Source organism: Pseudomonas sp. BRG-100, from assembly GCF_000737955.1.
GTDB classification, from domain to species: domain Bacteria; phylum Pseudomonadota; class Gammaproteobacteria; order Pseudomonadales; family Pseudomonadaceae; genus Aquipseudomonas; species Aquipseudomonas synxantha_A.
On record NZ_JPRX01000001.1, the window covers coordinates 580,345 to 603,812 of the forward strand.

At 60.2% G+C, this 23,468-nt stretch carries 23 protein-coding genes; 5 read left to right on the top strand and 18 right to left on the bottom strand.

All coding sequences use genetic code 11. The annotated features are described in order from the left end of the window. Window positions 1-12: 12 nt before the first annotated feature. Window positions 13-375, top strand: a complete 363-nt coding sequence (locus JH25_RS24350; protein WP_032876122.1) for an NUDIX hydrolase — start codon at window positions 13-15, stop codon at window positions 373-375. A 15-nt stretch (window positions 376-390) separates the two neighbouring features. On the opposite strand, the gene JH25_RS24345 is transcribed toward JH25_RS24350, so the two are convergent. From JH25_RS24345 to JH25_RS24285, 13 genes are all read right to left on the bottom strand, one after another. Continuing rightward, window positions 391-639, bottom strand: coding sequence for a DUF1652 domain-containing protein (locus JH25_RS24345; protein ID WP_032876124.1), 249 nt, complete (start codon window positions 637-639; stop codon window positions 391-393). 455 nt (window positions 640-1,094) lie between these two features. Continuing rightward, a complete protein-coding gene (locus JH25_RS24340; RefSeq protein ID WP_032876127.1) occupies window positions 1,095-1,331 on the bottom strand; it encodes a hypothetical protein in 237 nt (78 codons plus the stop codon). Window positions 1,332-1,335: 4 nt separating this feature from the next. Beyond that, window positions 1,336-1,782, bottom strand: a complete 447-nt coding sequence (locus JH25_RS24335) for a GNAT family N-acetyltransferase (RefSeq protein ID WP_032876130.1) — start codon at window positions 1,780-1,782, stop codon at window positions 1,336-1,338. An 89-nt stretch (window positions 1,783-1,871) separates the two neighbouring features. Continuing rightward, window positions 1,872-2,201 carry a hypothetical protein gene (locus JH25_RS24330; RefSeq protein WP_032803867.1) on the bottom strand — a complete coding sequence of 110 codons (330 nt, stop codon included), beginning with the start codon at window positions 2,199-2,201 and terminating at the stop codon, window positions 1,872-1,874. A 150-nt stretch (window positions 2,202-2,351) separates the two neighbouring features. Next, window positions 2,352-3,425 (bottom strand): class I SAM-dependent methyltransferase, encoded by a 1,074-nt coding sequence (locus JH25_RS24325; RefSeq protein ID WP_032876133.1) that lies wholly within the window; start codon window positions 3,423-3,425, stop codon window positions 2,352-2,354. Between the two features lie 38 nt (window positions 3,426-3,463). Then, window positions 3,464-4,912, bottom strand: a complete 1,449-nt coding sequence (locus JH25_RS24320) for a class-II fumarase/aspartase family protein (RefSeq protein WP_032876135.1) — start codon at window positions 4,910-4,912, stop codon at window positions 3,464-3,466. Beyond that, a complete protein-coding gene (purB, locus tag JH25_RS24315; protein WP_032876137.1) occupies window positions 4,912-6,345 on the bottom strand; it encodes an adenylosuccinate lyase in 1,434 nt (477 codons plus the stop codon). The genes JH25_RS24320 and purB overlap by 1 nt, the downstream gene beginning before the upstream one ends. 29 nt (window positions 6,346-6,374) lie before the next feature. Continuing rightward, window positions 6,375-7,361 carry an HOASN domain-containing protein gene (locus tag JH25_RS24310; protein ID WP_005787772.1) on the bottom strand — a complete coding sequence of 329 codons (987 nt, stop codon included), beginning with the start codon at window positions 7,359-7,361 and terminating at the stop codon, window positions 6,375-6,377. Between the two features lie 37 nt (window positions 7,362-7,398). Next, window positions 7,399-8,394, bottom strand: coding sequence for an HOASN domain-containing protein (locus tag JH25_RS24305; RefSeq protein WP_032876140.1), 996 nt, complete (start codon window positions 8,392-8,394; stop codon window positions 7,399-7,401). 261 nt (window positions 8,395-8,655) lie between these two features. Next, window positions 8,656-10,107 (bottom strand): efflux transporter outer membrane subunit, encoded by a 1,452-nt coding sequence (locus JH25_RS24300; protein WP_032876143.1) that lies wholly within the window; start codon window positions 10,105-10,107, stop codon window positions 8,656-8,658. Next, entirely contained in the window at window positions 10,104-13,280 is a 3,177-nt protein-coding gene (locus JH25_RS24295) for an efflux RND transporter permease subunit (RefSeq protein WP_032876146.1), read from the bottom strand. Before JH25_RS24295 ends, JH25_RS24300 begins: the two co-directional genes overlap by 4 nt. Further along, window positions 13,277-14,443 (bottom strand): efflux RND transporter periplasmic adaptor subunit, encoded by a 1,167-nt coding sequence (locus JH25_RS24290; RefSeq protein WP_032876149.1) that lies wholly within the window; start codon window positions 14,441-14,443, stop codon window positions 13,277-13,279. The genes JH25_RS24295 and JH25_RS24290 overlap by 4 nt, the downstream gene beginning before the upstream one ends. 648 nt (window positions 14,444-15,091) lie before the next feature. After that, on the bottom strand, window positions 15,092-15,529 hold the full coding sequence (locus JH25_RS24285; RefSeq protein ID WP_032876152.1) for a DUF3995 domain-containing protein: 438 nt from the start codon (window positions 15,527-15,529) through the stop codon (window positions 15,092-15,094). Between the two features lie 93 nt (window positions 15,530-15,622). Here JH25_RS24285 and JH25_RS24280 point away from each other — a divergent pair, with 93 nt between their 5' ends. Both JH25_RS24280 and JH25_RS24275 read left to right on the top strand, forming a co-directional pair. After that, complete coding sequence (locus JH25_RS24280; protein WP_005787761.1) at window positions 15,623-16,012, top strand: DUF2946 domain-containing protein; 390 nt, start codon at window positions 15,623-15,625, stop codon at window positions 16,010-16,012. Window positions 16,013-16,106: 94 nt separating this feature from the next. Continuing rightward, window positions 16,107-18,233 (top strand): TonB-dependent receptor, encoded by a 2,127-nt coding sequence (locus JH25_RS24275; protein ID WP_032876156.1) that lies wholly within the window; start codon window positions 16,107-16,109, stop codon window positions 18,231-18,233. Between the two features lie 126 nt (window positions 18,234-18,359). Here the strand turns inward: JH25_RS24275 and JH25_RS24270 are convergent, their stop codons facing one another. Then, on the bottom strand, window positions 18,360-19,367 hold the full coding sequence (locus tag JH25_RS24270) for an ABC transporter substrate-binding protein (RefSeq protein WP_032876159.1): 1,008 nt from the start codon (window positions 19,365-19,367) through the stop codon (window positions 18,360-18,362). Window positions 19,368-19,498: 131 nt separating this feature from the next. Then, window positions 19,499-19,948, bottom strand: coding sequence for a hypothetical protein (locus JH25_RS24265; protein ID WP_177327419.1), 450 nt, complete (start codon window positions 19,946-19,948; stop codon window positions 19,499-19,501). Window positions 19,949-20,728: 780 nt separating this feature from the next. Here JH25_RS24265 and JH25_RS24255 point away from each other — a divergent pair. Together JH25_RS24255 and JH25_RS24250 are read left to right on the top strand one after the other, a co-directional pair. Continuing rightward, a complete protein-coding gene (locus JH25_RS24255) occupies window positions 20,729-20,959 on the top strand; it encodes a hypothetical protein (protein WP_005787750.1) in 231 nt (76 codons plus the stop codon). 71 nt (window positions 20,960-21,030) lie between these two features. Then, window positions 21,031-21,267 (top strand): DUF2789 domain-containing protein, encoded by a 237-nt coding sequence (locus tag JH25_RS24250; RefSeq protein ID WP_032876165.1) that lies wholly within the window; start codon window positions 21,031-21,033, stop codon window positions 21,265-21,267. A gap of 7 nt (window positions 21,268-21,274) precedes the next feature. Here the strand turns inward: JH25_RS24250 and JH25_RS24245 are convergent, their stop codons facing one another. The 3 genes from JH25_RS24245 to JH25_RS24235 all read right to left on the bottom strand — a co-directional run bounded on the left by JH25_RS24245 (window position 21,275) and on the right by JH25_RS24235 (window position 23,467). Continuing rightward, window positions 21,275-21,478: a hypothetical protein gene (locus JH25_RS24245; protein ID WP_005787746.1), complete on the bottom strand. Its 204-nt coding sequence runs from the start codon at window positions 21,476-21,478 to the stop codon at window positions 21,275-21,277. Window positions 21,479-21,678: 200 nt separating this feature from the next. Continuing rightward, a complete protein-coding gene (locus JH25_RS24240) occupies window positions 21,679-22,083 on the bottom strand; it encodes a TraR/DksA family transcriptional regulator (protein ID WP_003191666.1) in 405 nt (134 codons plus the stop codon). 361 nt (window positions 22,084-22,444) lie between these two features. Continuing rightward, window positions 22,445-23,467: an ABC transporter permease gene (locus JH25_RS24235; protein ID WP_003191668.1), complete on the bottom strand. Its 1,023-nt coding sequence runs from the start codon at window positions 23,465-23,467 to the stop codon at window positions 22,445-22,447. Window position 23,468: the final 1 nt, after the last annotated feature.

The window sequence follows — 23,468 nt, forward strand, 5'->3', positions numbered from 1 at the left end:
GGGGCACATACGATGAAAATTAGGGCAACCGTCATTTGCGAACATGAAGGCCATATTCTCTTTGTGCGCAAGGCCAGATCAAAGTGGGCCTTGCCGGGCGGCAAGGTAGAACGCGACGAACGCCCGGTGGGCGCCGCCGAACGCGAGCTGGAAGAAGAAACCGGATTAAGCGTCGATGGCTTGCTGTACTTGCAAGAGCTGAAGGCCCGCGACACGCTGCACCACGTGTTCGAGGCCTCGGTGGTGAATATCGAGGAGGCGCGGCCGTGCAACGAAATCGTTGCCTGCCAGTGGTACGCCTACAGCGCCCTGGACGAACTGGACACCACCGACGCCACCCGTCACATCGTCAAATCCTTCCTGCGGCGCCTCTGACGCCGCGCACAACCACTAACCTACCGCCGCAAACCCACGGCGCCCGGCCTTGATCTCGGCACGCAACTCACCAATCAGGTTTGAGATGGAACGGATGCTGTTTAGGCCTTCAGGGGATACGCACGTCAACAGAAGATCGACGCGACCGGACTGCGGCTCATAGATGCTGATGCGCAGCGAGCCATCGCTGTTCAAGGTGCAGTCGCAGCAAAGAGGCTGGAACCCCGAGGCCATGATGCGGTTGAATTCGACGATCGAGATCATGACAAGCGCCCTTGTACGGGCCTACCTGATGGTTGTGATCCAAACAGCGTAGATGAGGTTTTGCCGCAGGCCGGACGATTGATGCAAAAGTGTTAGCCATGCCTCATTTCGCCCGGCAACGAGCGCGTTTCGAATGACAGGCCGTATCGCTGCCGTTATTGCCCGTACTTAATTCCAGGCAAAAAAAATCCCAAGTAGCTGATGGAAACTTGGGATTTAAAAATGCATAAACCGTGGGAGGTGAACGCCCGGCTATAGTAGCGACTGTAAAAACGTGTAACAAGATTATTTTAATCCTTTCGTCGGATTGAAAGCGCCGTAAGTCATTCAATAACCACATGTTTTTTATGGTAACGGAACAGTTAGTGCCACTTTTTGGTGCAAGTAACGGTTATACCCGTGCCATAAGTCCATTATAAAAAAGGGTTATTGATTAGGTACGGCACACTGTTCAATCACTGTTCACTCAATTGCTTGCACGTCTGTTGAAGTTCAGCGCGCCTGGCAGCGCTCACCTCCACGACGGTCTCCATTTGCCGACAAAGCGCCAGGCGCTCAGCGGCCTCTTCACGCTGGCGGTCCACCTGGGCGTTGAGTTGAACGAAATAGAACCCCAGTAGCGCCGCGAGGCACAGCACCCCCACGGCGAGATACAGCAAGCCGTTGGAGGATGGGGGTTTTTGGGCACTCATGACCTTAGGGTGCCCTGCTCTTTTCGTAGCGAACATCGTCGCCATCAACTGGGCCGACGTTGGACCAGCCCAGGCGTTGATAGAAACCGTTGGCACGGATTTCATCACGCCCGTCAGTGATCAGGTACAGCCTGTTGTGGCGTTCAAACAAAGCGGCTTCAGCCACTGCCATCAGTTGCCGTCCCAGGCCCAGGTTCTCGTGTGTGGGCAACACGAACATCGCGAACACTTCACCTTCATCCAGATCAACCATGGAAAATCCGGCGGCCTGGCCGTTGACTTCGGCGACCCAGGCGCAAGGCGCTTGGCGTATCGCGTCGACCAGTACCGGCGGCGTGATCCCCCGTTCGGCCATCTGCTCAAGGCTCAGATGGTTTTGCACCACCGAGGTGCGAATAGCGCACAGCGTATCGACATCATCGGCTGTCGCCGCTCGAATAAGCACTCGCATACAAGCCTCCATGAAGAAGTGCGCAATTGTATGCAAATACTCACACAGGGTTTGTGGGGGATTTGTAAGCGTCGTTAAACGGCTTCGGCTTATTTACGTGCGACTTTGTAGCGCAGGCAATCCTGGTAAAAACTTTTGCGGATCGCCTCCGGCTTCAGTCTTGAGTGGCTGTCATAGGTTTGCTCGGTAATCCCCATGGCCATCATGCGCATCCAGGATTTGTTGAACTTGATGGTCTGGATCTTCTGCCGAGCGGCATACAGCGACACTCCGGACAACTTCAACTCCTGAGCCCTGGCAGCTGTGCCCGCGCCCCAACTGCACATGTACTTGTCACCCTCACGCAACTCCCGAGCCTGTACGGTGGTCGCGCCCCCCGCCAGGGAGCAGGCAATCAGCATCATTCCAACAGTGCGCATTTGCATCCCCGCCTAACCACCTGAAAATAAAAGTGATTTTGGCGAGGATTTTGTTACAAAGGGGCCATTAAATTGCCTTATTGCGCAATATTTCGGGAACGCTGCGCACCGTGGCGAGGGTGCAAGCGCCTTCGCCACAGCAAGTTCACATCAAGGCTTGAGTTCGAATAGCGCCGGCATCGGCGGCCACTCCGAGGGAACTTTGCGGAAATGGCTGAAACCGGCCGCCTGCGCCATCTGGCGCGCACGTTTCTCACCCATGAACGCTCCCAGCCCTTCCCCGCCATGGGACAGCGAGCAAGTCATGCAATAGAGGGTGCTCTGCGGGTACATGACGCGGCCGAACAGGTTCATGTTCTCGTGCAGCTCTTCGGACAGGTTGAGTTCTACCATCAGGTAGGTGCCGTCTTTGGCCGTGGCGGCGCGCAGATCCTTGAGCATTTGCTGGGGGTCAGTGGCGTCGTGGATCACCACGAAAGTGGTCACGAAGTCGAACTGCTGGCCGCGCAGGGCATCCGAATCGTTGACCTCGAACTGCACCCGGTCGCCCACCCCGGCCGCCTCGGCGTTGGCGCGGGCCAACTCGATGGAAGGCAAGTGGAAATCGCAGCCGACGATGCGCGCCTCGGGGTAAGCCTTGGCCATAGTGATCGCCGCCAAGCCCGCGCCGCAGCCGAAATCCAGCACACTGCCGCCGGTTTTGAGCTTCTCTTCGACACCGTCCAGGGACGGGATCCAGTGCTGGACCAGGTAGTGCTTGTACCAAGGCATGGTCATGCGCTCCATGCCTTTCCAGGTTTCCAGCGGGAACGCTTCTTCGGCGCAGCCACCGCCATGGCGGAAGGCTTCGATGACTTTGGGCGCCATGCTTACGAACGGCACGCTCAACTGGATGATGCCACCGGCGAAATACGGCGAGTCTTCATCGGCGAGTACCGGCACAAATTCAGCGGGCATCCGGTAGCGGCGAGTTTGAGCGTCATAGGTCACATAATTTCCGGTGACCATACTGCCCAGCCATTCACGCAAGTAGCGGGCGTTGTAGCCGGTCTTGTGCGCCAATTGTTCCAAGGTGACGGCCTCGCCGTCGGCCAGTGCCTTGAACAAGCCCAACTGGTCGCCGATGTAGAGCATGGCGCCGCGCAGCGTGTTGCCGTAGTCCTCCATGATGCGCGCCGAAAACTGTTGAACCTTGGCTTGATCAACTTCCATAAGTTTGGACATCTGTCGCTCCTTGATGATTGTGTAAGTCTGTTCAGTGATCAACGCGCCGCCAGTTTGGACAGCACGTTATCGACGATGTGTTCGGACATGCCCAGGTGAGTTCTCGGCTCGAACAGTCGCGCCAAAGCGCCTGCATTCATGACGGCAAGCACCCGGGCGTCGGCTTCGATTGCGGCGCGGATCGACACGTGATCACGCTGGCTGGCCTGGGACACTTCAAAGATGATCTGGTAGGCGCTGCTCTTGCCCAACTTGCGCGCCATTTCGAACACCACGGCTTCGGTGCAGATCGCATCGCCGTAGGCATGGGCAGTGCCCTCCATCTTTTTGACGTTAACGGTGAGCCCATCGATGGTGTCGGTCAGGATCGACAGCGCCATCAGCGCATAGTGAGAAACGTCCGCCACCGCACACCATTCCAGGCGTGTGCCGCGATAATCGCGCTCGTGTTCGAGGATCATCGCGTCCAGGGCCAGCATGACCTGGGCCTTGGCCAGCCGCGCCAACACCACCACTTGCTCGCAGCCTTCGGGGTTGCGTTTGTGCGGCATGGTGCTGCTGCCGATCTGCTGGTCGCTCCAGCCCACTTCCACTTCAGCGATTTCCCAGCGATTGAGCGTGCGGATCTCATCGGCCACACGGGCCAAGGAGGCCGTGACCATGGCCAGGGTGCTGACGAACTCCGCGACGCGGTCACGGGACACGTGCCACCCCGTCAGCGGCACTTGCAGCGACAGGCGCTGCGCGAAGCGTTCCAGCATCGGTATCGCTTCCGGGCCGAACGCCGCCATGGTGCCAACCCCGCCGAACAGCTGCACTACCAGCACACGCTGACGCGCTTCGGCCAGGCGCTGGCGATGCCGCAACAGTTCATCGATCCAGCCGGCGACCTTCAGCCCGAAGGTGGTCGGCAATGCCGGGATCGAGTGAGTCCTGGCCACCATAAGCGAGTCACGGTGCGCATCGGCCAGGGTCGACAACTTGCCGAGCAAGGTCTCCAGGGCCTGGTCCATCGCGTCGAGGACGTCGCGCATTTCCAAGGACTGGGCGGTGTCCTGGATATCCTGGGTGGTGGCGCCGTAGTGAACGTACTCGCGGGCGCTTGGGCTGCAATTTTTTTGCAGGGCGCTCAGCAACGGCATCAGCGAATGGCCGGTGGCAGCCACGCCGTCGGCCAACTGACGCACATTGATGCCCGATAGCAAGGCGGCTTTCTCGATTTCAAGGGCGGCCTCGCGCGGGATGATATTCACATCGGCCTGAGCCATGGCCAGCGCGGCTTCCACATCCAGCCAGCGTTGCAAGCGACAGTGACTGCAGAAGATCTTGCGACTCTGCGGGCCGGCATAGCCTGAACCGTGGGTTTTCGAGTCGAGAATGTGGCTGTGTTCATGGCGGCATTGCTCGCCTTCATGATCGAGGCCCAGGTGTTCGGTGCGTGCGGTGCAAGACGCACGGGCTACCGTTTCCAACGTTTGCGCATCCATTACATACCCTCCATAGCGTACTGGGACTGACTGGTATTGCCTTGGGTTGCCATCACCGCTTCAAGGTCATCGCTTGAACAGCGGGGGATTGTTTTATTGGCCACCTGCTCGACCATCTCCGCCGCCAACCCGGTGTAGGCGGCCGGGTCAAGCAGGTCGTCGAGCGCCTGGCGGGTGAAACAGCCGTGCAGACGTTGATCGCTGAGCAAGGCTTCGCGAAAAGAACCGCCCGAACCTTGAGCCTGCAGGGCGATGTCGTGGATCAGGTGATGGGCCGTCTGCTTGCCCAGACGCGGCGCCAGCGCGAGCATGATGCGTTCCGACAGGATCAGCCCGCCGAGCATATCCAGGTTGCTGCGCATCCGTGCTTCGCGCACGTCCAGGCCGGCCAGCAGTACGCCTTCCATACGGGCGAGCAAGGCCCCGGCATAGATGAACAGCTCCGGCAAAGCAGCCCACTCAATCCGCCAGGTGGTGCCGTCTCGTTCATGCAGCTGGAATGCCGCGTCGGTGAGCGCAAGCATCTGCGCACGCACCAGGCGCGACAGCGCGCTGATCAAATCCACCGTCGACGGGTTTTGCTTGTGGGGCATGGTGCTGCTCCCCACCTGCCCTGCCCGTCGCCCTTCGCGCACCTCATCAATCTCGGTGCGTTGCAGGTGGTAGATCTCATTGGCAACCCGGCCCAGGGTTGCCGATGCCTGCACCAGCAACCACGCCGCCTCCAGAATGCGGTCGCGGGCGCTGTGCCAACTGCTCAACGGTGCCGCCAGGCCGAGGCTTTCCAGAGTCCGGCGCTGCACCTCCAGGCCCTGCGGGCCAAGACCGGCCAGGGTGCCCACGGCGCCGGTGAGATTGCCCACCATGACCCGGGCATAGGCTTCGTCAAAACGCTCAAGGTGTCGATCGATCTCATCGACCCACACTGCCACCTTGTAGCCGAACGTGGTGGGCAGCGCTTGTTGCCCGTGGGTCCTGGCGACCATCGCCGTGTGTTTGTGTCGCAGCGCAAGCTTGAGCAAATGCCCACGGATAGCGCGCAAACGCTGCAACACCAGGCCCCAGGCATCGCGGACCTGCAACATAAGGCCGGTGTCGAGGATGTCCTGGGTGGTCACGCCGTAGTGCACGTATTCACCCAGGCCATCGGCGCACAGGGCCTCCAGTGCGCGAAGGGTCGGCACCAGGATATGCCCGGTTTCCATGCTTTGGCGTCCCAGGGCATCAAGGTCCAGCAGTTCCACACTGGCGACCCGGGCGATTTCCCGCGCGGCCTCAGGGGGGATGATGCCCATCTGCGCCTGGGTCGCCGCCAGTGCTGTTTCAACATCGAGCCACTTCTGCACCTGATTGGCATCAGAGAAGATCGCGGCAAATTCCGGGGACGAGTAAGCGCCCCCGTGGATACGGGATTCAGTTATATGACTTGGCATGTCGGGGTACTCGCGTTGTCCAGGGAGGGCTATTTCACGCGCTGCATTTCTTCCCAGACCGCATCGTAATAAGCCCGCTCCAGCCGGAAGTGCTCGGCCAGCGACGTCAGAAACGCGTTCTGGAACCCGAGGTCCGGAATACGACGTGAAATCAGCGCCCATTCACGCTTGGCGCGTGGCGGCACCAGGCTGATATGCACTTCGTAGTACTGCGCGTCGTCCTGGCTCAAGCCTGCGTTGCGCAAAGCGTTGTACAGCTTGCCGTGATTGCCGGGCACCACCAGCTCGGTGATATAGAACACCGCCAGGCCCCAGCCGACATCGGGGTTACGGAAACACCGCGCGCGGTTGTTCAGGTAGGCGATTTCTTCGGGCATGGTCGAGATGGCTTCGAAATCGGCGGTCAGGCCAATGGCGGCGAGGAGCTTGGCCAACAACCGAGGGTGGGAGCGCTGCTCGTCCTCTTCACCCAACTCGCCGTACAGATAACGGCCGAGTGCGGCGGCCTCGTCGACGTCGGTCAGGTTGACCAACAGGTCGGCGGCATCACGGTACAGGCGGTAGGTGCGGAACCATTGATGGCGCAGAAATACCTGCAGTTGTTCGCGGGAAGCCTTGCCCTCAAACACATACTGCGACATCGGGTGATGCTCTCGCGATTGCGCGGCAATTTGTTCTTCCAGGCGTTGCTGGAAGCCGGTTTCGGACAAGGGCGATGCCAGATCCACCGACGGCATGAAGCGCTCTTGCACGCGATAGATGGCATTGGCCAGCCAGCGACGGGTCGAGGCGCTGGCAACGTCATCGCTGAGCGAAAGGATATACAGCAATTGCTGGCACTGCGCCGCGTTTGCGGCGTCGCCCTGCAAGCCCGACTCGCACAGGCCGCTCAGCATATTGGCGGCAATTTCGATGCGATTGAACGTTGCCTCGGGCTTCAGCGCTTCGGCCAACAAGCGGGCTTCGGCGGTGTGGATATTCTGCAACTGCGGCTGCGAGAAATTACGTGGGCTCATCATGTGCTCCATTATTGTTGTTCTGCGATCACAGGGCTCAGGCAGACAGGCGCAATGCCTGCATCTGCTGCCACAAACTGTCGAAGTAGGCCTTGTTGATTTCGAAGTGACGTTTCAACGCACGCATGAACGTGCGCTGGAAGCCTTCATCGCCGGCGAACTTGGCAATCAGTGCCCACATCTCCTCGGTATCGATCTCATCCTGGGTGCCATGCAGGCGATGGAATTCACTGGGTTGCTGTGGAACATCCAGACGTTGCAACAGCTCGTAGATGCGCCGATGGTTGACGCAACTGACTGACTCCACCGCATAGAGCAGTGCAAGGCCCCAGGCGACATCGGTGTGGCGCACGCAGCGAATGCGATTATTGAGGTAGGCCTTTTCCAACGGATGCAGCGCAGGAAAATCGATCGCCAGCGCTATATCGAAATATTCCATCAGATGGGCCAGCATCGCCGGGTGCGAACGCTCCGGCGTCTCGGCACCCGCTTCACCGTAAAGGTTGCGGTAGAACACCGAGGCGTCTTCGATCGCTTCAAAGCGAAAGGCCAGTTCGGCCAGCAGGCTGTAAAAGTTGTAGGAGCGGGTCCAGTGATGCTCCAGGAAGAACCGCACATCTTGCACAGGCGGCGTACCCTGGAACAGGTGCACCGACATGGGGTGGTTGACCCGGCTGCGAGCGGCGATTTCAGCGTCGACCAGCTGTCGGAACTCATCCACCGGCAACGCGGTGAAGCCCGGCAGGTCAACGGCGAACTCATCTTCGGCGCGGTAGACCTCACTGGCCATCCAACGGCGGGTCGGCTCAGTGCGTGGATCGCCCGGAATGTGCAGTTGCAGCAGGGCTGCCTGGTAGTGGGCGTAGGCATCGGCATCCCCCGACAAGCCTTGCCGGGTCAGCGCGAGCAGTGCTTCCAGCGCGCGGGTGACCTGGGCGTAATGGGCGCCGGGTTCCAGGGCACTGGCCATCAGTGTCGAGGCCGTGGTGAACAGATCGGAATCCGAGCGTTGTAACAGGGCAGCAGTATCCATTGATAACCCCTCGATTCTTGTTTTTGTGATTTGGCGTACTCGAAGAAAAGGCTAAAGGTTCCTCTAGTGGCAAGGTCAATACCTGTAGGAAATTTCTTTTCCCAATAGACATTTACCTGGCGTGTGGAGAGCAAAATGTGGGAGGGGGCTTGCTCCCGATGGCAGTGGGTCAGTGCCAGATGTACTGACTGACCCGCCGCCATCGGGAGCAAGCCCCCTCCCACATTTGCACTGCCGTGCTGTGTTTTTGCTCGGCTGTGGCTAACGCAGCGCCGCAGCCCCACTGCAAGCCTGCCCCGCCTGTTCACAAATCTGCCAGCCACCGCCCAGCGCCTTGTAGATCCCCACCACCGCCAAGCGCTGCTGGGTGCGCGCCGCCGTTAACGCACGGCGGCTGGTGAAGTCGGCACGTTCGGCCTCAAGCACATCCAGATACATGCCCTCGCCTTCGGCAAATCGCGTGCGCGCAAACCTGGCCGCCTCGCGATTGGCCGCCGCCTCCAGCAGCCGCAGGCCCAAGGTGCTGCCCGCGGCACTGTTGGCCTGGAACGCATCGTCGGTTTCCTGCAGGGCACGCAATACGGTCTGGTCATAGGCGATCAAGGCCGCTTGGGTACGCGCCTCGCTGGCGGCGATCCGTGCGCGTACACGCCCGGTGTCCAGCAGCGACCAGCGAATCACCGGGGCGATAAAGTTCGACTGCATACCGGCGTCCCCCAGCGAACCGAGGCTTCCGGCCAGTAGCCCGATGGAGCCCTGCACCTGGATATCCGGATACAAACCAGCGGTTTCCACGCCTATTTGTGCAGTCTCGGCTGCCAGCGTGCGCTCGGCCGCAGCGATATCGGCGCGCCGGGCCAACAAGCCGGCCGGGTCGCCGACTTGCAGGGTACGCAGGCTCAAGGCCTCACGGCCGGGCTTGGCCGCAGGCGGATTGAACCCCTGCGGCGCCTGCCCCAGCAGCACCGCCAACGCGTTGTTGGAGGTTGCGCGTCGCCGCTCAAGGTCGGGCGCTACCGCCTCGACATTGCGCAGCAAGGCCTCGGCGCGCAGCCGGTCGAACTCGGTGGCGGCGCCGACGCTGACCAGATGTTCCACCAGGCCCAGGCTGTCGCGCTGGCTCTGGCTGATATCCGCGACCACCGCCTGTTCAGCTTCGATCCCTTGCAGTTCGAACCAGGTGGCCGCGACGGTGGCGGCGACGCTCGCCTGCACACTGCGCAGCAATGCCTGGCGCGACCCCGCCTGCGCTTGCGCTGCCTCTACCGAGCGGCGGACGCGCCCAAACAGGTCGATTTCCCAGGCCGCATCCAGCGCCGCGCGGGTGGTTTCGATTGAGCGTTCCTGGCCCAACGGCGTCTCGACTTCACTGCGCCGTCGGTGCTCATAACCGAGGGTGGCACCGCCACTGGGCAGAAACCCTTGGCGGCTCTCGCGCAGCATCGCCTTGGCTTCATCCAGGCGTACGGCGGCGATGCCGATGTCGTGGTTGGCCGCCAGCGCCTGCTGGATCAATTGGCTGAGTGCCGGCTCGTCGAACACTTGCCACCACTGCACCTCGACCTCACCGCTGCCCAGACCTGCAACGGGCGCACCGAAGCTTGCCGGCCTGTGCGGGGCGGGCAGCACCGGCGCGGAATAGTCAGGCCCTACCGCAGCGCAGCCGGCCACCAGCAGCAACGGCAACATAAAGAGTGGAAAAGACCGTTTCATGATGCGCGCTCCTCCAGCTGCAACTTCGGACTCGAACCCTGACGCTGCAAGCGCAGCGCCAGGCTGCGCATCACCACGTAGAACACCGGCGTGAGGAACAGTCCGAACAGCGTCACCCCCAACATCCCGGCAAACACTGCAACCCCCATGGCATGACGCATTTCGGCCCCGGCGCCACTGGCCAATACCAGCGGTACCACGCCGGCGATGAACGCAAGAGACGTCATCAGGATCGGCCGCAAGCGCAGTTGGCACGCGTGGACAACCGCCTCCAACGGGCTCGCACCTTCGGCTTCGAGGCTGCGGGCAAACTCGACGATCAGAATGGCGTTCTTCGCCGCAAGCCCCACCAGCACCACCAACCCGATCTGCACGAACACGTTGTTGTCACCGTCCACCAGCCACACGCCGATGATCGCGCTGAGCAAGCACATGGGCACGATCAGCAAGACCGCCAGAGGCAACAGCCAACTGTTGTACTGCGCGGCGAGGATCAGGTACGCCAGCAACACACACAGCGGGAAAATAAACAGCGCCGATGACCCGGCGAGTTTTTGCTGGTAGGTCAAATCCGTCCATTCATAGGTCACGCCTTCGGGCAGTACCTCCTGTGCCAACCGCTCCATCAGCGCAACAGCTTGCCCCGAGCTGACCCCAGGCATCGCCCCACCGGAGATATCCGCCGAAGGGTAGCCGTTGTAGTGAATCACCCGGTCCGGGCCGGAACCCGGTGTGACGGTGACAAACGCCGACAACGGCAACATGTTCCCGGCCGCATTGCGCACTTGCAGGCGGCCGATGGCTTCGGCCTGCATACGATGGTCGGCATCAGCCTGGGCGGTCACCTTGTAGGTCCGGCCGAAACGGTTGAAGTCGTTGACATACAGCGACCCGAGATAGACCTGCAAAGACTCGAACACATCCGCCAGACGCACGCCCTGGCTCTTGACCTGGGTGCGATCGATGTCGACGTTCAACTGCGGTGCGTTGACGTCCAGGCTGGTCATCAATCCGGCGACCTGGCCCGACTCAGTGGCTTTGGTCATCAATACCTGGGTCTGCTGCACCAATGCCTCAAGCCCAACCCCGCCACGGTCCTCGACCTGTAACTTAAAGCCACCGGTCACCCCAAGGCCGGGCACCGGCGGCGGCGGGAATACGCCGAGGAATCCGTCAGGGATGCTCGCGAACTTGGCTTGCAGGCGCCCGGCGATGGCGACCGCGGTCATATCGGGCGAGGTTCGTTCCTTGAATGGATCGAGCATGACAAACATCACCGCAGCATTCGGCACATTGACGAAGCCGTTGACCGATAACCCCGGGAACGCCACGACGCTTTCGACGCCCGGTTCATCCAGGGCGATCTTCGACATCTGCCGCACCACCGCATCGGTACGGTCCAGCGAGGCCGAATTGGGCAATTGGGCGATACCCACCAGATAGTACTTGTCTTGCATCGGCACAAAGCCCGCCGGTACAGCGTTGAAGCCGAACCAGGTCAGCGCCAGTAATGCGCTGTAGGCGACCAGCGCCACCCCGCGGCGGCCGACGACCTTGCGCACCGAGTTGCCATACGCCTGCGGCGCCCGCTGGAACGGTCGGCTCAGCACCTGCACCCAATGCGCAGCACGACCGCGCAGGCTGCGCGGGTCGTGCGCCACGGCGGCGCTGCGCGGGCGCAGCAACAGGCCGGCCAGCGCCGGACTCAGGGTCAACGAGTTGACCGCCGAGAGGATCGTGGAAATCGCGATGGTCAGCGCAAATTGCCGGTAGAACTCACCCTGCAGGCCACTGAGAAACGCTGTGGGAATAAACACCGCCGCCAGCACCGAGGTAATGGCGATGATCGGGCCGGTGACCTCCCCCATTGCCTTGCGCGCTGCCTCGGTGGGCTCCTCGCCGTTCTCGATATGCCGCTCGACGTTCTCGACCACCACGATGGCATCGTCGACCACGATGCCGATCGACAACACCAGCCCGAACAACGACAAGGTATTGAGGGAAAACCCCATCAGATGCATGACCGCGAAGGTGCCAATGATCGACACCGGCACAGCCATCAACGGGATCAGCGATGCGCGCCAGTTACGCAGGAACACCACCACCACGATGACCACCAGCAGGATCGCTTCCATCAGCGTGATGGCGACTGACTCCAGCGAAGCGCGCACAAACACGGTCGGGTCGTAGGCTATCCGCGACACCAGCCCTTCGGGGAAGTTGGCCTGCAGGCGCTGCATGGTGTCACGCACCGCCTGCGCTACATCGAGCGCATTGGCCCCTGGGCTCTGGATGATCTGCAAAGCCACGGCCGGCTCGCCATCCAACAGGCTGCGCAGCGCATAGGCATCGGCGCCCATCTCGATACGGGCCACATCGCGCAGGCGCGTGACCTGGCCGTTATCGCCGGTGCGGATGATGATGTCGCCGAACTGCGCTTCGTCCGTCAGGCGCCCGAGAGTGTTGACCGTGACTTGGAAAGCCGCATTGGAATCAGGTGACTGGCCGACCGAGCCGGCTGCCACTTGCACGTTCTGCTCGCGTACGGCGCCGATCACATCACCGGCGGTCAAGCCACGGGCAGCGATCAGGTCCGGGTCGAGCCACAGCCTCATGCTGTATTCACCGGCGCCCCACACCAGCACGTCGTTGATCCCCGGTATGCGCGACAGCTCATCGCGCACCTGCAAGTAGGCGTAGTTGGAGATGTACAGCGGGTCATAACGTTGGTCGGGAGACAGCAGGTGGACCACCATGAGGATGTCCGGCGAGGTCTTCTGCGTGACCACACCGAGACGCTGCACCTCTTCGGGCAAACGCGGCAACGCACGCGAGACGCGGTTTTGCACCTGGATCTGCGCCATGTCGGCATTGGTGCCCTGGGCGAAGGTCGCCGTCAGGATCATGCGGCCATCGGTGGCCGACTGCGAGGTCATGTAGAGCATGCCCTCAACGCCGGTGATCACCTGTTCCAGTGGCGCCGCCACCGTCTCGGCAATCACTTGCGGGTTGGCCCCAGGATAATTCGCGGTGACTTGCACAGTGGGTGGCGTGACCGCGGGGTATTCGCTCAGCGGCAGGTGGAAGAAGGCGACAAGGCCGCCGATCATCATCAACACCGACAGGACGATGGCGAAGATGGGCCGATCAATAAAGAACCGTGGAAAGCTCATTGCACGCCTCCCACAGTCAGCGGTGCCTCAAGCGGCTTGCCCTCGATGCTGGCGGCCAGCGGCGTCACCGTCATGCCCGGGCGCACCAGCCCTTTGACAACAATGCGCTCGCCCGGTTGAAGGCCCTGTTCAATCACCCGCAGGCCGTCAGCCATCGGGCCCAATTCGACCGGGCGGTATTGGGTCTTGTCGCCGTCACCGACCACCAGCACATAGCGCCGGCCCTGGTCGGTGCCGATGGAATGGTCGGCAATCAACACCCGCGTTTGTGCCGCGCCGGTGTCCAGCTTGACCTTGGCGAACAGCCCGGGGGTCAGGCGCCCGTCCGGGTTTTCGACCACCGCACGCACGCGCACGGTGCCGGTCTTGCGGTCGGCTGCGTTGGCCAGAAAGTCCACCCGCCCGGCCCGCGCATAGGTCGCATCATTGAGCATCGCCACCATTACCTTGGCAGCTTTGTCCCCCTTCGATCCGGCGTGTTCACGGGTCGCTGCCAACGAGTGCAGATAGGTGCGCTCGTCGACATCGAAGTACACATGCAACGGATCGACCGAAACGATCGTCGTCAACGGCGTCTGCCCTCGGGTGACATAGTTGCCTTCGGTGACGAGGGCACGATCGATGCGGCCGCTGATGGGCGCGGTGACGCGTGTGTAGCTCAGGTCCAGCTGTGCCGTATCCAATGCCGCCTTCGCTGCCTCGACCTGGGCCCTGCCGGCATTCAAGGAGGCAATGGCGGTGTCGAGGCGATCACGCGCCACCACCTTCTTGGCGAACAGTTGCTCGGCTCGGCCATGCTCGGCCTGGGCCAGCAACGCATTGGCCTCGGCCTCGCGCAAACGCGCCTTGGCAGCGTTCAACGCGGCCTGAAATCCCCGCGGGTCAATCACAAACAACGGGCTGCCCTTGGTGACGAACTGGCCTTCGGGCACGCTGACACTTTGCAGATAACCACTGACACGCGGGCGCAGTTCGACCTGCTCAATGGCGGTCAACGAACCGGTGTACTCGACAAACGGCGTCACCGCTCGCGCCACCACTTCGGCCACCGGCACGCTGGGCGGCTTGGCGGCAGCGGCCGGCGGCGCGTTGTCTGTGCATCCGCCCAGCGTCAACACCACGGCCATTGCCCCGGTGATCAGGCTTATTGGTTTGGCGTACATCGTTCACCCTCCTTGGAATTTTCAAGACAAATCGACACTGGAGGTTTTTATCGGGCTTGCCACATTGGGAAGGTCAAGCGCTATAAAACCGGGAGGGTGTGTTTTTGTCTGGAGGGTGTTTGGAGCGAGAGCTGGGTGCGCAAGTCAAGAGCTACCGGCGCTATAGCCACTTTGATGTGGCTAACCACGATGCGAAGCGAGCCGCTCTTGATTTTGATCTGCTTTTGATCTTAGGCGCCCCGTCAAACCACGCTGGCCGTAATCCGACAGGGATTTGGGGGGTAAACCGGCAGGGATGCCGGTTTAGCCGCCCCGCGCCATGGATGGCGCGTGGCGGCGCCCCCCCAAATCCATGGCGGATTACGGGCACACCGAGCCTAAGCGAGGTGCCGAGTGGTGGGGCAAGAGCGTTTTGCTTACTTTTGCGCTTTTCAAAAGTGAGCCGCCGTAAGGGCGGAACCAATAGCAGCCGTTACCTGAATAACGGATATGTACTCGGTCTGATCCAGCATCCTGGTCGGCCCTGAGGCCACCATCGGGAGCAAGCCCCCTCCCACATTTGGATCTCGATTTGTCAGGTAGATATGTGCTGGCTGTCCGACCGTCACGAGAGCAAGCTCCCTAGCCACAGGTATGGCGCCGAGACCATCAGGTCCACGCCACCACCAACAACCCGGCACCCAACACCAGGCACAACGGCGAGTACAGGTACGTATCCAGGCGTGCAAACCGAGAGTTGCCGACCTTCTTGAAAAAACCTACCAGCTCCGAATCGCCAATCGCCCGGGCAAACATCAGCACCGCAATCACACTGATGCCCCACTGCAACGCGCCATGGGACACCGGCGAGAAATACAGCCCGGCGCGCAGGCAAACGAGCAAGGCAATCGCTACCAGCCCCATCGCGACCAGAAAGGTGCCCAGCGCCGACGGCTTGAACGCCGGTCGCGGCCCGCTGGCAAATTCGCCAGGCAATTGCGGAATCGCCGCCAGGCTGCCGAATTTGCCGCCAGCCGCCCAGTAAAGATGCACCATGCTGATAAAGGTAAAAACCCCGACAATCCATCGCGCAATGACAAAACTCATGGCGGACGCTCCCGAAAAATGTGGGAATCAGGATAGTCGCCCTGAGATTTTTTGCAGGCATTTCGTCGGCGGCTGATGGTAAAGTGCCGCCCCATGAAACTCGCCCGTGCCGACCGCTCGCTCATTGCCTGGATGCTCTACTGCTGCGTCCTGTTCAATGTATTCGCCTGCAGCATTGGTCATGGGCAGATGGTGGGGATGCAGCTCAACGGCATCAGCGGCCAGTTCTGTACGGTGGACCCGCGCACCCAGGCGCCCCTGCCCAGCAACTCCACGGATGAAAGTCTGCCAACCCTGTCGAAGGCCTTTGGTTGCCCGCTGTGTTCTACCGGCGGCATGGGGCCTGCGCTCAACTCCCATCTGAATGTGGCGGTACTGCCACAACCCCATGCGCCACCTGCTGCGGTGGTGCTCGCCGCTGATATTCCTGCCCGTTTCACCTGGCCCACGGCTAACCCGCGTGCGCCACCTGCCTACGCCTGATCCCTGCGCTTTCTGATCTGCATTGCCGACCGTTTCCGAGAGGAAGGACCGGTGGCTGTGCGTTGTTTTCAAGCCAAGTTTTCAGGATTCAACCATGAAACATCTACCCCTGTTGGCGGGCCTGTTCGGCTGCCTGCCCGTTTGCGCCTGCGCCCTTGAGTTGGCGCCGACCACCATTGAAGGTGATCAAAACATTGAGCCCGGCCTGGCTCTGGATCAATCCAGCGGCATGGCCTCGCGCCTGGGCCTGAGCGTGCGGGAAACCCCGGCCTCGGTGGCCATTGCCAACCGCAACGATATCGAGCGCCGTGGCGCCAGGACCTTTCGCGAGGCGGCCAATACCCTGCCCGGCGTCAACGCCAGCGCGCCGCCCGGGTTTGGTGGTTTTGTCTCGTACCGCGGGTTTACCAGCAGCCAGATTACCCAGATGTTCAACGGCATCAATGTCGCCACAGGCCTGGCGCGGCCGGTGGATGCGTGGATCTACGACCGTGTGGAACTGGTCGGCGGCCCCTCCTCCCTGATCAACGGCGCCGGCTCCGTGGGCGGCTCGCTCAATTACGTGAGCAAGTTGGCCACCCGTGAAGAACAGGCCGCAGAAGGCCAACTGACCTACGGCAGCTACGACACCGCCGGTATGGCCTTCGGCCTTAATCACGCGCTGACCGAGCCCGGCGCCGACGTGCAGCATTACGCGCGACTGGATGTGAGCCGCAACACCAACCACAGTCACATCGACCGCGCTCAACGGGATGCCTGGAGCGTGGCGTTTTCCCTCCTCAGCGACCTCACGCCCAACCTTTCCCACACCCTGGCCCTGGAATATCAGGATGAGCATGAAGACAGCCCGTATTGGGGCACACCGGTGCTCAATCCCAAGGCCGGCGAACTGAAGATCGACAAGCACAACCGCTTCAACAACTACAACGTCGCCGACGGACGTTATGAGCAGCGTACAATCTGGGCCCGCTCGATCATCGACTATCGGATCAACGACAGCACCACGCTGAAAAATACCCTCTACCACCTCGACAGCCAGCGCGATTACCGCAACCTGGAGACCTACCAGTACAACGCCGACAACAGCGCCGTTAACCGCTCCACGGCCTATCAGGTGCGGCATCAGGGCGAACAGAACGGCAACCAGTTTGAACTGCGCCATGACACCGGCGTGTTCGGCCTCTCCACCACTTGGTCTGGCGGTTTTGAGTACAAGATCAACAGCACCACCAACAGCCCCTTGAACGTATCGGGTCAAAGTACCGTCGACCCGAACAACTACAACCCGGGACACTTCTATGACATCCCCGGCACCCGACCGGGCTTCATCAAGGACAAGACCAACCAGGTCACCACCAAGGCACTGTTCGTGGAAAACCGCCTGGGGCTCACGGACAAGCTGTCACTGCTGACCGGCCTGCGTTATGACGCCATCGACCTGGACGTGACCAACCACCGCACAATCACCGCTACCAACCCTCGGCACTTCAAGCGCAGTTGGGAGCCAGTAACCGGCCGTGTGGGGCTTACCTATCAGTTTGTTCCGTCGGCCAACGTCTATGTGCAATACAGCACCGCCGTCGAACAGCCCAATACCACCACCCAGGTGTTCGACGTATCCACCGGCAAGCAGTGGGAGATCGGCAGCAAGTTCGATTACCTGGACGGTCGCGGCTCGGCAACGGTCGCCGTCTACAAGATCGAACGCGAAGACTTTGCCGTCACTGACCCACAGGACCCCACCAACAGCATCCCGGTGGGCGCGCAGTCGTCCAAGGGTATCGAACTGGCCAGCTCACTGCGCATCACGCCAAGGCTGCTGGCCGAAGGCAACTTTGCCTGGGTGGATGCCGAGTACGATGAATTCAATGACAAAGTTGCCAGCGGCGCCGTGGTATCGCGCAAAGGCAATACGCCGACCAATGTGCCCAAGCGCGTGGGCAACCTGTGGTTGACCTACGACTTCTCAGAGGATTGGCAAGGGGGGGTGGATGCGCGCTATGTCGACCAGGTGTATGCCGATTATGCCAACACCCAGACAGTGCCGGCTTACACGCTGTTCGGTACGTTCCTGCGCTACAAGCTGGACGCCCGCACCTCGGTGACCGCGCGCGTGCGCAACTTGACCAATGAGGTGTATGCCGAGTTTGCCCATGTGTCGCCAGCTTACTATCTGGGGTCACCGCGGACCTTCGAAATAGCGGTACAAACGCGATTCTAAATCTGGAATGCAAAAAAATTGTGGGAGGGGGCTTGCTCCCGATAAGGGAGTGTCAGTCAATTTATCTGTGATTGACACTCCGCCATCGGGAGCAAGCCCCCTCCCACATTTTGTTCTGCATTCAGGCTATTTAAGGGCCGCCTCAACCTTCTGGGCTACATCTGGCGTCAACCACGCCTTCCACACCTCAGGGTGCTCCTTGAGGAACGCCTGGGCCACGTCCCGTGGCGCGGTGTGGTTTTCGCTCATCTTCGCCAGGGCCTTGTTAAGCGGCTCGATGGGGAACTCGACTTTTTCGAAGAACTGGGTGATCTGCGGATATTGCTGCTGGAACGGCGTCGATACGCCAATGCTCAATTTGGATGCCAGCGAGCGCGTAGGCTTGGGGTCAGTGTTGTCCGCGTCGGTCAGGGTCTTCCATGCATCGGCATCAAACGGCGGTTCTTCCAGCTGGATCAATTTATAGCGCCCCATCAACGGGGTGGGTGACCAGTAATAGAACAGCACCGGCTTGCCCCGGCGGATCGACGAGGCAATCTCGGCATCCAGCGCTGCGCCCGAGCCGCTGCGGAAGTTCACATAAGTGTCGTCCAGGCCATAGGCCTTGAGCTTCTGTTTGTTGACCACTTCGGACGTCCAGCCGATGGGGCTGTTGAGAAAGCGCCCCTTGCCCGGGGATTCCGGGTCTTTGAATACATCCTTGTAGCGCGCCAGGTCCTGTACGCTCTTCAGGTCCGGCGCCAGGGCCTTGAGGTTTCTGGACGGGTCGCCCTTGACCACGTATTCCGGCACCCACCAGCCTTCAGTGGCGCCTTTGACTGTGTCTCCAAGCCCTACCACTTTGCCTTCGGCTTCAGCCTTGACCCAAACAGGGCTGCGGCCCGCCCACTCTTCGCCGATCACCTGGATGTCGTTCTTGGCCAGGGCGGTTTCCAGGGTGATGGTGGTGCCAGGCAAGGTGTCGGTGGGCAAGTCATAACCCTTTTCGACGATAAAGCGCAGTACTTCGGTGATCAGGCTGCCGCTTTCCCAGTTGAGGTCGGCAAAATGCACCGGTGCCTGAGCAGCCGATACCGGCAGTGACAGACTCAGGGCCGTCAGTGACGCTGCCACCAGTGACTTCAATCCTCTCATGCCTTTGCACCTCGCGTTCTCTCAGTCATGGCAAACGGCTTTGCCGCTAATGCGCGAAGCCTCTGAATAGTTAAGTCAACTCAACTGTAGTAGAGGTTCCGAAAGACAAAGGTGCACAGCGTATTTATCGGTTATTCGCTGGCCTTGAACGTCACCAGTTCACCCTTGCGCCACTTGGCGGCCTTGCCCGTCACGGCCTTGAGAGTTTTGGTCAACCCTTCCTGCAATTGTTCATGGGCGGCAAATACCAGCATCACGCTATGGCCTTCCTTGAACACAATGCCCTGGCCTTCGTTCGACGATACAAAGGCGTAGTCGCCGAGGCCGTAAACGGTCAACTTGATATCGCGAAACTTGAGTTCGAACTTTCCACCTTCGCGGCTGGGTAAAACAGCCGCACGGAAATGGTCGCCCACCTTGAGTTCCAGGCGTGGCTTGTCATCCACGACCAGTGCCGCTTCGGTATCGATCTCGGCGATGTAGATGCCTTCCGGCGTCTGTTCAGTGACGTAGACAAACCGGGATTGAAACTGTTTGACCAACTTTGCGCGCAAATCACCCAGCACGAATAACGCGTGCATATCCAGATTACTGACTGCCAAGGAAACGCCCCCACATCAAGAAAGCGCTGGCCGCCGAAGCGGGCAGCACAAAAAAACGGCCGTTACGGCACGATCACACATTCGTCAAAAACCTGAAGATAACCCGCAGGACTCGTACACCCAGCCGCGGTGGACCTAAAGCAAGGTCAGCCGGTGGCACAGCAAATCACAGGTTCAACGACCCGAGAATACGAGTCGACCAACTTCAGAGAATAACCCAGTCAAAAGTGCACTTTCCGACACCCGAAACAAAAAATACACGGGCATGGAACCAGTTGCGAACTACCGACGACAATACTAAAACAGCAAGCCGGGTCAAAACCACCCGAAACGCCAAACACAGGCTAACAAGATCGATCGACAGGAGCTGAGCATGCAACGACGTCAACACAATGCTACGTCCTTCCACACTCGTTCATCATGTCCAGACGAACGCCAATACTACTGCTTGCATAACCTTGATGGGTACTCCCATTCGGTTATTTACCAAGTGGTACCGGCCGGAAAGAACTTTTTCCACATTCTTGAAGTGCCCAGTGGCAGGATCAAGGGGTTTCGCAGCGACCACAATAAAGCCTGTGAATTGGCCAAAATGCTTGAAGCCAGGCTGCATGCCCTTTGCGGGGGACTCGTTTCGTCACCTGGGTGACTTTACTGCGCCTGCGCCCCTCAACAACTGCCATACTGGCCCGTCCATTGAAGTTTGCCCCGTGCGGGTCAGGTTTCATCAGTGCAGTTACCTTGAAGGGAAGGCTATACGTGACGGAATTTGATATTGGCGAATTTTTTATCCACGGCGATGCCAGGGAAGTAGACGGAGAGTTTCAAGCAGTCATTATCATGCGGGCCAAACCACCGCTGACCACTGTGACCGCGCACCAAGTAGAAAAAGACCGTTGGTTCAAGACTGTAGACGCCGCTGCCTTTGCAGCAAAAGAAGCCGCAAAAGCCCTGAAAACCGCCGTGGATTCGGGTGCTCTCAATTCCTGACACCTCGATAGAACTCTAACGCGCCTCAAGCCTCCCATACACAACGATCCTCACTTTGTATGGAGTACCCAATGGACGCGCCAATCCCCACGCTCGAAACCCTGTTTGAACAACTGGGCCTGGATTCAACCCCTGAGGCCATTGATGCCTTCATCGTCGCGCATCCGTTGCCGGAAGGCGTGAAGTTGATCGATGCGCCGTTCTGGACGCCCCAACAGGCGCAGTTTCTTAAGGAAGAACTGCGTGAAGACGCTGAGTGGGCCATCCCGGTGGATGAGTTGAATCAGCGCCTGCATCAATCTCACTAGCAAGGTCTCAATGCAGGCTGTCTGACTGTTCCATGCGCAACAGCGCTTGCCAGGCAGCCTGACACTCCTGCGCCTCATCGCGACTGGCAAAAGCGGTGCCGCGCTGTTCACCATTGAGCAACACTACCCAGCAGGCTTTCTGACCCAAGGCACGCAGGGTCTCAGGTACACCGCTGCCGATCATCACGGCCACATCGACTTTGTTTTGCATGGAAGTTCTCCGTAGCATTAGTTAGCTGCCTAACAATGTTGGCCATGCTACGGTTTTATTCCAGTTGGAAAAAGCTATCCTGGGAATAGCTTCATTGCATAAACAGCAACAATCCATCGCGCCAGACGCGGGCCGGATGATCTCGGGAGGTTGTTGCAGACGGGGCAGCCAGCTCACTGGCAGGCCCCCCATTCAGCACATCAGGCTTGACGCTGATGCTTGTCGATCTGCTCGTGGCGCTCTTGGGCTTCGATGCAGTACTTGGTGGTCGGGCTGATCAGCAGGCGCTTGAGGCCGATCGGCTCGCCGCTGTCATCACACCAGCCAAAAGAATCTTCCTTGATGCGCTCCAGGGCGCGCTCAAGTTGCGGCAGCATACGCTGGTCGCGGTCGATGGCATTTACCAGCCAGGTGCGCTCTTCTTCGACGGAAGCCGCGTCAGCCGGGTCCGCCGGGGTGTCCAGGCTTTCAATGGCGATGCGGTTCTGTTCAATGCGCTCGTGGTGTTCCACCTTCATGTCTTGCAGCAACTTCTCGAAAAAAGCGTGCTGTTCGGCATTCATGTAGTCATCCGCCGGCATGGCCAGCAACTTTTCCTTTGTCATTGATTTCTCTATAAAAAATACGTGCATTAAGGCGAATAAGGGAGCGTTCCGCAAGGCCTGTGCAGGTCTCGGAAGGGCGCCGTCCATTTCAAGCGCCACCCGGCACTCAATTTACGAGGGGCGGCAGTCTAAGGCCGACTTGAGAGCGCAGCAACTGAAAAGACAGGCATTTTTTCCCAATTAACCCCCAAAGGCACCAGGACGGGCTTGGCGAACGGTCATCGGAGTGCGTTTATAGCAAGAAATTCAAGTTTGTGGAGCTATATAGAAGACAAACGGTTGAAAGTGGCTGATCCCGGGCTAAATGTGGGAGGGGGCTTGCTCCCTCCCACATTTGATCTGAGTCGGCCCTTGGATTCACTCAGCGCTTGAGCTTGCGCTTGTTGCGGTACTGGTCGATCACCACTGCCACCACGATGATCAGGCCCTTGATGATGTCCTGGATATACGCATCCACCCCCACGAAGGTAAACCCGCTGGCCATCACGCCGAGGATCAGCGCGCCGATCACGGTGCCGGTGATGCGCCCCACCCCGCCCGCCAGGCTGGTGCCGCCGATCACCGCAGCGGCAATCGCATCCAGCTCGTAGGACATGCCCATGCCCGCCTGCCCTGTCGCGGCACGGGCCGAGGCCACCACGCCGGCCAGGCCCGCCAGCAGCCCGGCGATGCTATAGACGATGATCAAGTGGCGCTTGACGTTGATGCCCGAGGTGCGCGCCGCCTGCATATTGCCGCCGATGGCGTAGGTGTACTTGCCGTACTTGGTATAACGCAGGGCAATATGGAAGATCACCGCCACCACCAGGAAGATGATCACCGGCATGGCACCATGGCCGATGGCCGTGTAGGAATCCGAGAGCATGCTCACCGGCTGGCCTTCGGTGTAGTAACGCGCCAGGCCACGGGCCGAGACCATCATGCCCAGGGTCGCGATAAACGGCGGGATGCCGGTCACCGCGATAATGCTGCCATTGATCGCCCCTGCCAGCAGCCCCACGCCCAGGCCCATCGCCACCGGGATCCACACCGGCAAGTCGGTCAGGGACGGAAACACCGCCCGGGAAAAATCCGAGGTCTGCGCCAGGCTGGCAGCGATCATCGCCGACAAGGCCAGCACCGAGCCTGACGACAAGTCGATCCCCGTGGTGATGATCACCTGGGTCACGCCGATGGCCAGCAGGCCGATGATCGAGACTTGCAGAATCATCAGCACCAGGCGCTGGGAGTTCATCAAGAAGCTCTGGTCGCGCACGATCCAGCCGAACAGTTCAAACACCAGGCCGATACCGATCAGCACCAAAAAGATGCTCAGCTCGGTGGGCATGCGTCGACGATTCTTCACCGGTGCCGTCGCCGGCTTGTTGTCTGTTATTGCGTTCATA